Here is a 13,763-nt window from a genome sequence, read left to right on the forward strand (position 1 = left end):
TTTCGAGAGAGCTCGAAAAAATCCGGACGCAATTACGCTGGGGTGTAATTGATCTTTAAGGAGGAAACACATGGCTACGTCAGCTGAAGGAGTAGAAGGACTCGAAAAATTAGAGGCGCTGCAAAAACGTTCTCATCCAATACGTGCTGTAGTGGCGCTTGTTTTAGGTCTTGTGGTACTAGTATTTGCAATAGCTTTATCAATATCTTTTGGAGCGGCAGATATTTCGCTAAGTACTGTATGGAAGGCAGTTTTTAATTTTTCATCTGATTTAACTGAACATCAAATTATTCATGAAATACGTTTGCCACGAGTATTAGGGGCTGCATTAGTAGGTGCATGTTTTGCAGTTTCTGGTGCTATTATGCAAGGAATGACACGCAATCCATTAGCAGATTCAGGCTTGTTAGGATTAAACGCTGGTGCAGCATTTATGCTTGCAGTCTGCTTTGCATTTTTTCCAGGCTTATCATATATGTATATCATTATGTGGTCATTTTTAGGTGCCGGATTAGGGGTAGCTATTGTTTATGGAATCGGTTCCATTGCTAAAGGTGGCTTAACACCAATGAGACTAGTACTTGCAGGGGCAGCAGTAAGTGCACTCTTAGGAGCATTAGGTGAAGGAATTGCTCTTTATTTTCGTATTGGACAAGATTTAGCCTTTTGGTATGCAGGTGGTGTTTCAGGGACTAAGTGGAGTCATCTGCAAATCATGGGTCCCTGGATACTTGTAGCTATGATTGGTGCACTTATTCTGTCACGTTCAATTACGTTATTAAGTTTAGGAGAGGAAATTGCAATTGGATTGGGACAGCGTACAGGAGTCATTAAAGTATGGGGTATGATTATCGTGCTTGTTTTAGCGGGTGCGGCTGTTTCTGTTGTCGGTGCAGTTGGCTTTGTAGGATTAATTGTTCCGCATTTAACAAGATACATAGTAGGACATGATTATCGTTGGATTATTTCCTGTTCAGTAGTATATGGTGCACTACTTGTTGTGCTGGCTGATTTTATTGCCCGTATCATCAATCCTCCATATGAGTCGCCTATTGGAGCATTAATTGCCTTTATTGGTGTACCGTTCTTCCTATACTTAGCACGTAAAGGAGGAAAAGAACTTTGAATCATAATAGTTATTTAACCGCTAGTCAACAAAAGACAAGGAAAAAAAATCTTTTCGTTTTAAGCATCTTAACTATATTAATTATTATTACTTTTATTATCAGTATGAATACAGGGGTCATTAAATTAACACCTATGGAGGTTCTACGTACTCTATTTGGTCAGGGTGATGCACAGCAGCAGCTTATTTTATTTGAATTTAGACTTCCACGTATTGTCATTGCTGTGTTAGTGGGAATGGGGTTAGCGATCTCAGGAGCTATCTTACAAGGAATTTCAAGGAATGCTTTGGCAGATCCTGGTATTCTTGGTATCAACGCTGGTGCCGGACTTGCTGTAATGTTATTTATTTCCTTCTTTCCGGCAACGGCAGCAGCCCCCGTTTTCCTGCTTCCAGTATTAGCCTTTGTTGGATCAGGTATGACGGCAATTCTTATCTATGCACTTTCTTATAAACGTCATGAAGGAATCACACCGATGCGCTTACTTCTTACGGGGATTGCTGTAGCAGCAGGTATTAGTTCAGCAATGATTGTACTTACGCTCCGCCTTTCACCTGAAAATTATCAATTTGTGGCAACTTGGCTTGCAGGTAGTATTTGGGGCTCGAATTGGAAGTTTGTTTTATCATTATTGCCTTGGCTCGTTGTATTGCTTCCTTTTGTTTATACAAAGTCACGTGTATTAAATGTCTTGAATTTAGGTGAATTAACCGCTGTTGGTTTAGGTGCTTCGATTGAAAAGGAACGTCGCTGGCTATTAGCGGCATCTGTCGGTTTAGCAGGAGCAAGTGTTTCAGTCAGCGGAGGAATTGGCTTTGTTGGGTTAATTGCGCCACATTTAGCAAGACAACTTGTAGGGGCAAAATATCAAATTTTACTTCCTGCCTCAGCATTAGTTGGCGGTTTACTTGTACTAATGGCAGATACGATTGGCCGATCCTTACTTGAACCTTCTGAAATACCAGCAGGGATAGTTGTTGCTGTTTTAGGAGCACCATACTTCTTATACTTATTAGCTCGATTAAAACAGTAAATATATAGAAGCTAGTTAACTAGATAAAAATAAGAGTAAATTGGAATGGAGGATTATAGAGAAATGAAGGAAGAACTGTATGATGTGACGATTGTTGGTGGTGGTCCGGCAGGGCTCTATACGGCTTTTTATAGTGGAATGCGGGATTTAAAGACGAAGATTATTGAATATAGCTCTCAGCTTGGGGGCCGTATGTTAATCTATCCTGAGAAAATGATATGGGATGTCGGTGGCGTACCGCCAATTTTAGGTGGCCAGCTAATTGAGCATTTAATAGAACAGGCGAAAACATTTGATCCAACCATTGTGTTCAATCAGAAAGTTGAGCATTTAGAAAGACAAAATGATGGTACATTCATTTTGACGTCATCAACAGGTGAAAAGCATTATTCGAAAACAGTTATTTTAGCTGTTGGATACGGTGTCCTTTCCATGCAAAAGCTTGAAATAGAGGGTGCTGATAAATATGAAGTAACGAATTTGCATTATACTGTGCAGGAACTAGAGATATTCCGCAATAAACATGTTTTAATTTCTGGTGGTGGTAATTCTGCCGTGGATTGGGCAAATGAGTTAGAGCCAATTGCTGCCAGTGTAACTGTTGTTCATCGACGTGATGAATTTGGTGGACACGAAAAAAGTGTCTTAAAAATGCGTGAATCCTCAGTATGTTTAAAAACACCATTTGAAGTAGTTCAGCTACATGGAGATGGTGAATTAATTCAATCTGTTTCGATAGAAAATAAAGAAACTGGCGAAATTGAACGTATCGAATTAGATTCAATCATCGTGAATCATGGCTTAAAATGTGACTACGGTGCACTTGAAAAATGGGGATTAAGCATTGAGGATGGCGTTGCGATTGTCAATGAAAAACGTGAGACGAACATTGAAGGAATTTATGGAGCAGGCGATTTTGTAGATCATCCTAGTAAGGTTCGATATATAGCAGGTGCATTTACGGATGGTATATTAGCGTTAAATAGCGCAAAGCTGTATTTAGACCCAGATGCACCAAAAGTCGCGTATGTTTCATCTCACAATATTCGCTTTAAAGAACGTAATAAAAAAATAGGTTTGGTGGATAATGATTATCGTGAAGTACAAGGATAATTATATAAGATAAATTTTTTTACTTGAAATATTTTTTAAGGATATGCTATACTTCAAAAGTATGCAACGTGTACATATTTAGCCGACATATTCGGGCTATGTAAGGTACAGTTCGATAATACTCTGTTCCAGATGGTTCAGGGCGAGAGGAGAAAACGAATATGAAACAAGGAATTCATCCAGACTACAAAGAAGCAACAGTAACTTGCTCTTGTGGGAATACTTTCAAAACTGGTTCAGTAAAAGAAAACATCGTTGTCGAGTTCTGCAACGAATGTCACCCATTCTATACTGGCCGTCAAAAATTCGCGTCTGCTGATGGTCGCGTGGATCGTTTCAACAAAAAATACGGTCTTAAAAACTAATGTTAGTTTAATACCTGCCAAGCATGTGCTTGGCAGGTATTTTTTTCAGTATATGAATGAACACGTTGATGCAAGTCTTTTCAAGAATCTGGATCGACTAGAAGAAAGGGAGAAGACAACATGGCACAGCTATATTTTAAGCATGGCGCAATGAATAGTGGAAAGTCCATCGAAATTTTGAAAGTTGCGCATAACTATGAAGAACAACAAAAACCTGTCATGATATTTACATCAGGCTTAGATACACGAGATGAAGTGGGTTTTGTTTCAAGTAGAGTAGGCTTACGTCAAGAAGCTATACCTGTTTATGATGATACAAACATATTTGAGCTCGTGGAAAAAAATGCAGTAAAACCATACTGTGTACTTGTTGATGAAGTACAATTTTTAAAAAAGGCACATGTTTTACAGTTAGCAAATATTGTGGATGAATTAGACATTCCTGTTATGGGCTTTGGTTTGAAAAATGATTTTCAAAATGAGTTATTTGAAGGCAGTCAGTACATGCTTACATATGCAGATAAAATTGAAGAAATGAAAACCATTTGCTGGTTCTGCCATAAAAAAGCAACGATGAATTTACGTGTTGATGAAAGTGGAAAGCCTGTGTATACAGGTGATCAAATTCAAATTGGTGGTAATGATTCCTACTATCCAGTTTGCCGAAAATGTCACGCGCATCCACCGCTATAACACACCCAAGTTGAGAGCTAAGAAAAAGTAGCATACATGCGAAAATTTCCTTATACTAAGTAGTGGAAATCAATTGTGCCCCAGCAATTTGCGTCTGAATTTTTTGAGCGACTATCTGGGAGCTTTATTTTGATTTAGTCGAGGTTTGTACGTTCGCTGAATAGGGAAAAAATCACAGCCATTTATAGGGGCGGAAGTATTCTGTACCTGACGCTTTGCTATCGGTACAAAACATTTGCTGCTGTCGCTACGCTTTCGCACAGTATAAATTTGCTGAATCAAGATAAAGAATGTTCATTAAGCTAAAATGTATTAAGTTTCTTTTTGACAAGAGAAAAGAAGAAACTTCTAAAAAACTAAATAGAGGTGAAATCCATGTTTGATCGATTACAGGCAGTAGAGGATCGTTATGAAAGGCTAACAGAGCTTTTAAGTGATCCTGATATTGTGAATGATAATAAAAAATTACGTGAATTTTCCAAAGAGCAATCAGATATCCAGGAAACTGTAGATACTTATCGAGAATATAAAAATGTAAAAGAGCAAATAACTGATGCGCGTGAAATGCTAGATAGCGAAAAAGATCCTGATATGCATGAAATGGTGAAAGAGGAATTTAATCTATTAAAAGCACAGCAGGAAGAACTTGAAGAACGTTTACGCATCTTACTAATTCCAAAAGACCCGAACGATAATAAAAATGTTATTATGGAAATTCGTGGTGCAGCAGGTGGGGATGAGGCGAATATTTTTGCGGGAGATTTATTCCGTATGTATTCTCGCTATGCGGAGACACAAAGCTGGAAAATTGATATTATGGAGGCTACTCCAAACCCTATGGGTGGTTATAAAGAAGTGATCTTTATGATTAATGGACAAGGTGCTTATTCCAAATTCAAATTTGAAAATGGAGCCCACCGTGTACAACGTGTCCCTGCTACAGAATCACAGGGCCGTATCCATACATCAACGGCAACAGTAGCATGTTTACCTGAGGTAGAAGAAGTAGACGTTGAAATTCATGAAAAAGATATTCGCGTAGATACATTCGCATCTTCTGGTGCAGGTGGTCAATCCGTTAATACAACGATGTCTGCAGTTCGTATGACCCATTTACCAACAGGTGTTGTAGTATCGATGCAGGATGAGCGTTCTCAAATTAAAAACCGTGAAAAAGCGATGAAGATTCTCCGTGCTCGTGTTGCTGATATGTATATGCAAGAAGCACAAAAGGAAATCGATATCACACGTAAATCTGCTGTAGGTTCAGGCGATCGCTCTGAGCGTATTCGCACTTACAATTATCCACAAAACCGTGTAACAGACCACCGTATTGGATTAACAATTCAAAAGCTAGATCAAATCGTCGAAGGTAGACTTGACGAAATTATTGATGCCCTTATTTTAGAGGAGCAAGCATCCAAGTTAGAGCGTTTAAATGATGATCTATAAAAATGTGATGGAGGCCCTTGCATGGGCTTCTTCTTTTTTAGTGGATAATGGTCGAGAGGAAACGGCAGCACGTATTGTGATGCAGCATATTATAGGAACTAGTTACTCAGAAGTAATGCTGCATCTTCAGGATTTGCTAACAATAGAACAACAAGTGAAATTTAAGAAGCTTATTGAGGAGCATGCGAGTGGTCGCCCTGTGCAGTATTGTGTTGGCAGTGAAGAATTTTATGGACGCTCATTTATTGTGGATGAATCAGTGTTAATTCCTAGACCTGAAACAGAGGAGTTAGTACTTGGAACAATTAATCGCTTAGACAAACTCTTTAATCAACAAACAGTAAAGCTAGTTGATATTGGAACAGGTAGTGGAGCAATTGCTATTTCTATGAAGCTCGAATGTCCAGAGCTTTCAGTGGTAGCTACTGATTTATCTGAGAAGGCACTTATAACTGCACAAAAAAATGCTGAAAATCTAGCAGCTACTATTGATTTCAGATTGGGTGATTTAACAGCACCCCTTATAGGCGAACGATTCGATGTCGTTTTATCCAATCCTCCTTATATTGCCTTTGATGAAGCAAAGGAGATGTCGAGCATTGTACTAGAACATGAACCACATAGTGCCCTTTTTGCGGAGGAAGAGGGACTTATTTTATATAGAAAGCTGGCTGAACAACTACCAGCCATTATGAATAAACCTGCACTTATCGGACTAGAGATTGGTTATACACAGGGGGAGCATGTCGCTAAGTTCTTTAAAGATAGTTTTCCACAGTCTACAATATCAATAGAAAAAGATATTAATGGTAGACCTCGAATGATTTTTTGTGAAATACATGTATAAAGTATCTCCTTCTTGCCAACAATGTTGAGCAAGGAGGGATTTTTATGTTAAATGAATACAAGATTATTAGATTACCTAAACAGAATATTTTACTAGCTTTTGCTAGACTAGTATTAATAGCTATTGTTTTACAACTATGTATTTTATATATTCCATCATTAGTAGGATTTGCTAAGGAAAATACGAATCAACAACAAGAACAAGATTTTCGTATAAGAGTAATTGCAAATAGTAATACGGCACAGGATCAGCTTGAAAAAGAGCTTCTTGTCAAAGATTTAAAACAATATTTTATGCAAGCAACTGCTGCTACAATTGTGGATAATGAGCAAATACAGTTATTAAAGAGGGAAATTGAAGCACAAATAAATAAAAATTATCCACAGCTTGATACACAAGTTCAGCTTGGGGATAATTTATTTCCACCTAAGAGACAGAATGCTGTTCTCTATCCACAAAACATGTATCATTCAATTGTTGTGAAGATTGGGAATGCACGAGGGGATAACTGGTGGTGTAGCATATTCCCATCAATTTGTGAACCAGACAAGGACGAAGAGCCAGAAGAAGAAAAGGAAGAGGTTACATTTTTTATCTGGGAATGGCTAAAAGGTTTTTTTGAATAAATTGTGCACAAATTCAGATAACTTATACACAATTTCAATAAAGTTATTAACAATATGTGGATAATTCAGTGAAAATGAATAATTGAAGGAAGGTTTTAATCATGGAAACCGTTTACAAGGTTGTGGACAGTAATGTGAATAGTCAGATAAATTATACACAGGCTGTGGATATCTTAAATGCAGGGGAGGTAGTAGCTTTTCCAACAGAAACGGTATATGGTTTGGGTGCGGTTGCAACAAATGACGAGGCAGTTAAAAAAATATTTGAAGCAAAAGGTCGCCCTTCAGATAATCCATTAATCGTCCACATCGGTACGAAAGAGGAAGTTGAGCTTTATATTGAACATATTCCAGAAGTAGCTAAAACATGTATGGAGCTATTCTGGCCTGGGCCACTGACACTTGTTATGCAAGTAAAGCCAAATATGCTGGCGAAAAGTGTGACAGCCGGGCTTGATACTGTGGGTATTCGTATGCCAGATCATCCAGTTGCGCTCTCATTACTTCGACAATTAAAAAAACCACTCGCTGCACCTAGCGCTAATCGTAGTGGAAAGCCAAGCCCTACGGAAGCAATTCATGTTCAGGATGATTTGGGTGGGTACATACCTTATATTTTAGATGGTGGTTCTACAGGAATCGGGTTAGAATCCACAGTAGTGGATGTTACACACGAGCCACCAGTTATTTTACGACCAGGTGGAATTACAAAGGAAATGCTAGAGCTTGAGATTGGTCCGGTTATTCAGCCAACCAAAAATGAGCAAAACTTAGTATCTACACCAAAAGCGCCTGGTATGAAGTATACGCACTATGCTCCGAATGCCCCTGTATTATTAATTGACTGTGATGAGGAGAAAGTGAAGAAGGCTGTACAGCAATTACAAGAACAAGGGCAAAAGGTTGCACTGCTTGCCCCTGATAACTTTAGGGGCATCAAGGCAGATTTCTATTTCTCAATCGGGGCAGCACATCGTAAAGAAGAAATGGGTGCTACATTGTACCATGCATTAAGAGCATGCGATAAAACAGCAGCTACCATTATATTAGCAACTACTACTTCATCTGAAGGGGTGGGTGCCGCAATTATGAATCGATTAGAAAAGGCTTCTGGTGGGAAATGGTACACACCTTAAAAATGAATGAATAAGCATGCTAGTTATTATTTCTGGCATGCTTATTTTTTTTGTAGAAGAATAGATAGAAATGTATCTTTATACAAGGAAATATCTATTAAATAATGATGATAATACTGTATTTTCGAGCATAAAATGATAAAATATTAGTGAGAGAAGGAGTGCTTTCTTGCAGGTCATACTTGCAGGTATCTTAACGTCTATTGATGTAATTGGTCTATATGTCTTAATTCCAAATATCAGATATAAACTCTTTTTGTCAGTGTGGACGGCTGCTTTGCATATGCTATTCCCGTTATTGGGTTTTGAATTAGGAAGCTATTTAGCTAATTTGCTGTTAGAATGGGGACAATGGATTTCAAGTATTTTATTATTTGGGATTGGAATACATTTACTTCTGTTTTCACATAAGAATGAAAAAGTAACAATTTCACCGATACTTTTAGCTGTGACTGCAAGCCTAGATACCTTTTCAGTAAGTGTTTCTTTTGGTATGCTAAACTTAGAGGAAAAATTATTTATTGTTAGTGCAGGTGCAAGTGCCCTTATTTGCTCTTATGGGTCTTTAGTCATCGCTAATAAAAGTCAGGTATTTTTAGGTAGTAAGATTCAAATTATTGCAGGTATTATTTTTATCATAATGAGTATTTTAGCTATTCAACAATAGAAGAAAATAGAATGGAAGGTGATAAGTGTGAAAATACTATTTGTTTGTACCGGGAATACTTGTCGCAGTCCAATGGCAGAGGCTATTTTAAAACATCAACAGATTGCTAATGTTGAAGTTCAATCAGCAGGTATTTTTGCGATGCCTTATGCAGAAATGTCCGCACATGCGCAACAAGTATTAAATGAAGCGAATATGATACATCGACATTCAGCTACACAGCTTTCCATTACTGAAATAGAATGGGCAGATTTAATTTTAACAATGACAACAACTCATAAAGATACAATCATTACTCAATATCCAAATACAGAACACAAGGTTTTTACTTTTAAAGAATATATAATCGAAGGTAGTATGGAAAATGTTGTAGATCCTTATGGTGGAAGTAAAGAAATATATGAAGCAACATTTGTAGAATTGAAAGAATTGGTAGAACGATTAGTAAAAAAACTTGAAAAGAATTGAGGGTCGCTATGAATAAACAGTTTGGATTACGTCTTAAACTAGCACTATTTGTCGGTATTCTTGCACTAATCACCTACAGTATTAGCTTTATATTCATCGAATTTTTACAGCCTACCTTCTTTCCAGAGATTAATCGTAAACTGTTTGAAATTGTTACTTATCTACTAGGTATTGTGTGGTCAGGTATTTTGGCTTGGGTATTCTGTGGAGTCTTAATCAAACCATTACAGCAGCTAGAATTATCAGCATCACGTGTAGCAGAAGGAAAAATAGGGCAAGATGTAGAATTGCCGAAAACAAATGATGAGATTCGTTCTGTTGCAGAGGCATTCCAGCAAATGGTATTAAACTTACGACAAATGGTTGAAAGTATAGATCATAATTTCCAGCAAACAAATCAATCGATTATTCAATTATCCGATGAGGCAGCTATTGCTACGAAAAAAGCAGAAGGTATTGCCTCTACGGTAAAGCACATTTCTACAGGGGCAGAGGCCTCTGCTATAGCAGTACAGGATACAGCTGAAGCCATTGAAGACGTACGAGCGCTTGCCACAGAAGTAAATAGTAGAGCTGAAGCATCGGCAACGCAAACTAAAGAGATTTTACATAATCTTGCAAATACGACAATGGCCATTGAAACGCTAGTTAATAGTATTCAACAAATCGCTACTGGTAACAATGAAGCATTAGAGAGCATTAAAGCCTTAGAAGATAATGCTGGACAAGTGGAGCGTATCATTAGTTTAGTAGGTGATATTGCAGCACAGACAAATTTACTAGCATTAAATGCTTCCATTGAGGCAGCCCGTGCTGGTGAGCATGGTAAAGGCTTTGCTGTTGTTGCTGAAGAGGTTCGTGGTTTGGCTGATGAAAGCGCCAAAGCGGTACAAGGTATTACAAGTTTAATTCAATCCATGCAGCAAAATGTGGAGATTGTTGTTAAACAAATGAATCAACAAGTGGCTTTTGCAACGAAGGAAGCTGCCCGTGTGTCAGAAACAACAACAGCAGTAGAGGGGATGTCTTCGAGTGTGCATGGGATGGCCACAGCTATTGTAGAAATATCTTCACTAATAGAGCAGCAAATGCACAATATTGAAACAACAGCTCGTCAATCTCAAGAAGTTGCTGCTATTGCGCAAGAAACGTCAGCGGGGGCACAGGAGGTTCGCGGGGCAGCGGAAGAGCAAGCATATGCTATTGAACAGGTGGAGCAATTAGCACAGGGCTTAAAGAAGCAATCGGAAGAACTGCATAAAATGATTCAACAATTTGATAGACAAGCATAAATGGGATTTTAGACTGTAGTTCAACTCGGGTGAGTATCGAGTTTGCTACAGTTTTTTTATTATGGCTTGAAAGTGAAGGATAGAACAGCAAAAGTAATGGATAGAATCGTCAAAGTGATGGATAGAATGGCTAAAGTAATGGATAGATTAACATAAAGTGTCGAAGTGAACATCAAACCAAGGAGGGAGGCATTACATTATGCCGTGCTCACATTGAATACAGGACCGTTCTTTATTGTTAACTTTAGTAATACATAGGAAACATACTAATATAGTATGTCCACTGTAATTAAAAAGGTAAAAAAACTATAGAAGATAGAATATTACAACAAAGGACTGGTATCCGAATTTAGAAGAATAATATTCTAGTTTTCTTTGAAAAAATGACTTTAAAAGTGAATAATTTTAAAGTAGTTTACAAGAAATGTTCGTCTTTCAGGAGAAATCAGCATAAAAATGCAAGAAAAATCATGTTATTCTTGTGATAGAAGTGGTACACTAGTGTTGACTATAAATTCGAAATGAGGGAACCCAGTGAGAATAGCAATTTCTTCTGATCACGGAGGCAATAACTTACGTCGTGAGATTATGCAGCTGTTAGATGAGCTAAATATTAGCTACGAAGATTTTGGTCCACAATCTGCGGATTCAGTAGACTATCCTGATTATGCAAAACCAGTCTCAGAAAGTGTTGCTAGCGGGGAATTTGATAAAGGTATTTTAATTTGTGGCACAGGTATTGGTATGTCCATCGCTGCAAATAAAGTGAAGGGAATTCGTTGTGCTTTAGTGCATGATGTATTTAGCGCAAAGGCAACACGTTGCCACAATGACTCAAATGTTTTGACTATGGGAGAACGTGTGATAGGCCCTGGTCTTGCACGTGAAATTGTTCAAACATGGCTTGAAACAGAGTTTGAGGGTGGGCGCCATGCTCGCCGTATTGAAAAAATTAGTGAACTTGAACAATAATGAAAGCTAATTATTACACATGACACTTGTTTATGTGTGATTTCTAATTAGATATCTAAAGGAGCTGAGCATAGTGGTTATACAACAAGTACGGACACATTTGACTCAGTTGCTCAGTGAATTTGAAGAGCAGGTAACCTTACGACCAAATACTATTTTTGTCGTAGGCTGCTCAACATCTGAAGTGATTGGTCAGAAAATTGGCACAGCGGGTGCACTTGAAATTGCAGAGGCGATATTCGAGCCTCTTCAAGCATTTGCAAAGAAACATCAGCTACATTTAGCATTCCAAGGCTGTGAACATATAAATCGCGCTATTACAATGGAAGCAACAATCGCAGACCGTTTAGGCTATGAACCAGTATCTGTGGTTCCCGTTCGGACAGCAGGTGGCTCAATGTCTGCTTATGCCTATACACAATTTGACAATCCAGTTGTTGTGGAAACAGTAAAGGCTAGTGCAGGAATTGATATAGGTCAAACATTAATTGGTATGCATTTAAAGGCAGTAGCTGTCCCAGTTCGTACATCGGTGCGAATGGTAGGAGAAGCGGTTGTAACAATTGCTACAACACGTCCGAAGCTAATTGGCGGAGAACGTGCAGTATATAAATAATATTACCTCTCTTTTATAGTGGTAAATATAAATAATGATCATACTAGGAGGCTTTTCAAACATGGCATTCGAAAAATTAGCAGTACAAGACAAAGCAGTTTTAGAGGGAATCCTTGCAGAAAAAAAACGTCAACAAGCAAATATTGAGTTAATCGCATCAGAGAACTTTGTTTCTGAAGCTGTAATGGAAGCACAGGGCTCTGTTCTAACAAATAAATATGCTGAGGGTTATCCAGGTAAACGTTATTATGGTGGTTGTGAACATGTAGACGTGGTAGAGGATATTGCGCGTGACCGTGTAAAAGAAATCTTTGGCGCCGAATATGCAAACGTGCAGCCACATTCTGGTGCACAAGCAAACATGGCAGTATACCACACAATTTTAGAGCCAGGTGACACAGTTCTAGGTATGAACCTTTCTCATGGTGGTCACTTAACACACGGATCTCCTGTAAACTTCTCAGGTATTCTATATAATTTCGTAGAATATGGTGTAACAAAAGATACTCAAGTAATTGATTATGAAGATGTACGTCAAAAAGCTTTAGAACATAAACCAAAATTAATTGTTGCAGGTGCATCAGCTTATCCGCGTGAAATTGATTTTTCAAAGTTCCGTGAAATCGCAGACGAAGTAGGAGCATACTTTATGGTTGATATGGCACATATCGCTGGTTTAGTAGCTACTGGAGAACATCAATCACCAGTGCCATACGCTGATTTTGTGACATCGACAACACATAAAACATTACGTGGTCCACGTGGTGGTTTAATCCTTGCCTCGAAAGAATGGGAGCAAAAGCTAAACAAATCTGTATTCCCAGGCATTCAAGGCGGTCCTTTAATGCATGTTATCGCTGCAAAAGCAGTAGCATTCGGTGAAGCTTTACAGCCAGAATTTAAAGAATATGCAAAACAAATTAAAGCGAATGCCAAAGCATTAGGCGAAGTATTAGTGGCTGAAGGTGTTGAAATTGTATCTGGCGGTACAGATAACCATCTATTACTTCTTAATGTGAAATCCCTTGGCTTAACAGGTAAAGTAGCAGAGCATGCACTTGATGAAGTTGGGATTACAACAAATAAAAATACAATCCCTTACGATACAGAATCTCCATTTGTTACTTCTGGTATCCGTATTGGTACACCTGCTGTTACATCACGTGGTTTCAAAGAGGAAGACATGAAAGAAGTTGGCGCTATTATTGCAGCAGTTCTAAAAAATCCAGAGGATGAAGCTGTGAAAGCTGAAGCGAAAGCTCGTGTTAAAGCTCTAACTGACAAACATCCTTTATACGCATAATTATTAATCGGGGTTGTGTTTAAAGTGGAATAATTCACTTTAAACATAGCCCT

At 38.2% G+C, this 13,763-nt stretch carries 15 protein-coding genes; all 15 read left to right on the forward strand.

Annotation, left to right across the window (positions count from 1 at the left end):
* Positions 1-70 precede the first annotated feature (70 nt).
* The 15 genes from ACQKIM_RS04835 to glyA all read left to right on the forward strand — a co-directional run bounded on the left by ACQKIM_RS04835 (position 71) and on the right by glyA (position 13,710).
* Positions 71-1,126, forward strand: coding sequence for a FecCD family ABC transporter permease (locus tag ACQKIM_RS04835; protein WP_427539882.1), 1,056 nt, complete (start codon positions 71-73; stop codon positions 1,124-1,126).
* Positions 1,123-2,160: a FecCD family ABC transporter permease gene (locus ACQKIM_RS04840; RefSeq protein ID WP_427539885.1), complete on the forward strand. Its 1,038-nt coding sequence runs from the start codon at positions 1,123-1,125 to the stop codon at positions 2,158-2,160. The genes ACQKIM_RS04835 and ACQKIM_RS04840 overlap by 4 nt, the downstream gene beginning before the upstream one ends.
* A 63-nt stretch (positions 2,161-2,223) precedes the next feature.
* The gene (locus tag ACQKIM_RS04845) at positions 2,224-3,273 is read left to right on the forward strand and encodes an NAD(P)/FAD-dependent oxidoreductase (protein ID WP_427540141.1); all 1,050 of its coding nucleotides are present in this window, start codon (positions 2,224-2,226) and stop codon (positions 3,271-3,273) included.
* 161 nt (positions 3,274-3,434) lie between these two features.
* On the forward strand, positions 3,435-3,638 hold the full coding sequence (rpmE, locus tag ACQKIM_RS04850) for a 50S ribosomal protein L31 (protein WP_004269457.1): 204 nt from the start codon (positions 3,435-3,437) through the stop codon (positions 3,636-3,638).
* 120 nt (positions 3,639-3,758) lie between these two features.
* The gene (locus tag ACQKIM_RS04855) at positions 3,759-4,331 is read left to right on the forward strand and encodes a thymidine kinase (RefSeq protein WP_427539888.1); all 573 of its coding nucleotides are present in this window, start codon (positions 3,759-3,761) and stop codon (positions 4,329-4,331) included.
* Positions 4,332-4,706: 375 nt separating this feature from the next.
* A complete protein-coding gene (prfA, locus tag ACQKIM_RS04860; RefSeq protein ID WP_427539891.1) occupies positions 4,707-5,783 on the forward strand; it encodes a peptide chain release factor 1 in 1,077 nt (358 codons plus the stop codon).
* The gene (prmC, locus tag ACQKIM_RS04865) at positions 5,770-6,630 is read left to right on the forward strand and encodes a peptide chain release factor N(5)-glutamine methyltransferase (RefSeq protein ID WP_427539894.1); all 861 of its coding nucleotides are present in this window, start codon (positions 5,770-5,772) and stop codon (positions 6,628-6,630) included. The genes prfA and prmC overlap by 14 nt, the downstream gene beginning before the upstream one ends.
* A 44-nt stretch (positions 6,631-6,674) precedes the next feature.
* Positions 6,675-7,256, forward strand: a complete 582-nt coding sequence (locus tag ACQKIM_RS04870; protein WP_427539897.1) for a stage II sporulation protein R — start codon at positions 6,675-6,677, stop codon at positions 7,254-7,256.
* Between the two features lie 101 nt (positions 7,257-7,357).
* Positions 7,358-8,392: an L-threonylcarbamoyladenylate synthase gene (locus ACQKIM_RS04875; RefSeq protein ID WP_427539900.1), complete on the forward strand. Its 1,035-nt coding sequence runs from the start codon at positions 7,358-7,360 to the stop codon at positions 8,390-8,392.
* 169 nt (positions 8,393-8,561) lie between these two features.
* Positions 8,562-9,059 carry a manganese efflux pump gene (locus tag ACQKIM_RS04880; RefSeq protein ID WP_427539903.1) on the forward strand — a complete coding sequence of 166 codons (498 nt, stop codon included), beginning with the start codon at positions 8,562-8,564 and terminating at the stop codon, positions 9,057-9,059.
* Positions 9,060-9,086: 27 nt separating this feature from the next.
* Entirely contained in the window at positions 9,087-9,527 is a 441-nt protein-coding gene (locus ACQKIM_RS04885; RefSeq protein WP_427539906.1) for a low molecular weight protein arginine phosphatase, read from the forward strand.
* 8 nt (positions 9,528-9,535) lie between these two features.
* Positions 9,536-10,819, forward strand: a complete 1,284-nt coding sequence (locus tag ACQKIM_RS04890; protein WP_427539909.1) for a methyl-accepting chemotaxis protein — start codon at positions 9,536-9,538, stop codon at positions 10,817-10,819.
* Positions 10,820-11,353: 534 nt separating this feature from the next.
* The gene (gene rpiB, locus ACQKIM_RS04895) at positions 11,354-11,791 is read left to right on the forward strand and encodes a ribose 5-phosphate isomerase B (RefSeq protein ID WP_427539912.1); all 438 of its coding nucleotides are present in this window, start codon (positions 11,354-11,356) and stop codon (positions 11,789-11,791) included.
* A 73-nt stretch (positions 11,792-11,864) separates the two neighbouring features.
* On the forward strand, positions 11,865-12,407 hold the full coding sequence (locus tag ACQKIM_RS04900; protein ID WP_427539915.1) for a TIGR01440 family protein: 543 nt from the start codon (positions 11,865-11,867) through the stop codon (positions 12,405-12,407).
* A 61-nt stretch (positions 12,408-12,468) separates the two neighbouring features.
* Positions 12,469-13,710, forward strand: a complete 1,242-nt coding sequence (glyA, locus tag ACQKIM_RS04905) for a serine hydroxymethyltransferase (RefSeq protein ID WP_427539918.1) — start codon at positions 12,469-12,471, stop codon at positions 13,708-13,710.
* The last annotated feature ends 53 nt before the right edge of the window (positions 13,711-13,763 follow it).

Origin of the sequence: Lysinibacillus sp. NPDC047702 (genome assembly GCF_050272555.1) — a bacterium.
In the GTDB taxonomy this organism is placed as follows: domain Bacteria; phylum Bacillota; class Bacilli; order Bacillales_A; family Planococcaceae; genus Lysinibacillus.

Bases quoted from the DNA above. Each gene is read 5' to 3' on its own strand.
- prmC (WP_427539894.1), top strand. From the start codon at position 5,770: ATGATGATCTATAAAAATGTGATGGAGGCCCTTGCATGGGCTTCTTCT.
- ACQKIM_RS04890 (WP_427539909.1), top strand. From the start codon at position 9,536: ATGAATAAACAGTTTGGATTACGTCTTAAACTAGCACTATTTGTCGGT.
- prfA (WP_427539891.1), top strand. From the start codon at position 4,707: ATGTTTGATCGATTACAGGCAGTAGAGGATCGTTATGAAAGGCTAACA.
- ACQKIM_RS04875 (WP_427539900.1), top strand. From the start codon at position 7,358: ATGGAAACCGTTTACAAGGTTGTGGACAGTAATGTGAATAGTCAGATA.
- ACQKIM_RS04835 (WP_427539882.1), top strand. From the start codon at position 71: ATGGCTACGTCAGCTGAAGGAGTAGAAGGACTCGAAAAATTAGAGGCG.
- ACQKIM_RS04870 (WP_427539897.1), top strand. From the start codon at position 6,675: ATGTTAAATGAATACAAGATTATTAGATTACCTAAACAGAATATTTTA.
- ACQKIM_RS04845 (WP_427540141.1), top strand. From the start codon at position 2,224: ATGAAGGAAGAACTGTATGATGTGACGATTGTTGGTGGTGGTCCGGCA.
- ACQKIM_RS04855 (WP_427539888.1), top strand. From the start codon at position 3,759: ATGGCACAGCTATATTTTAAGCATGGCGCAATGAATAGTGGAAAGTCC.
- glyA (WP_427539918.1), top strand. From the start codon at position 12,469: ATGGCATTCGAAAAATTAGCAGTACAAGACAAAGCAGTTTTAGAGGGA.
- rpmE (WP_004269457.1), top strand. From the start codon at position 3,435: ATGAAACAAGGAATTCATCCAGACTACAAAGAAGCAACAGTAACTTGC.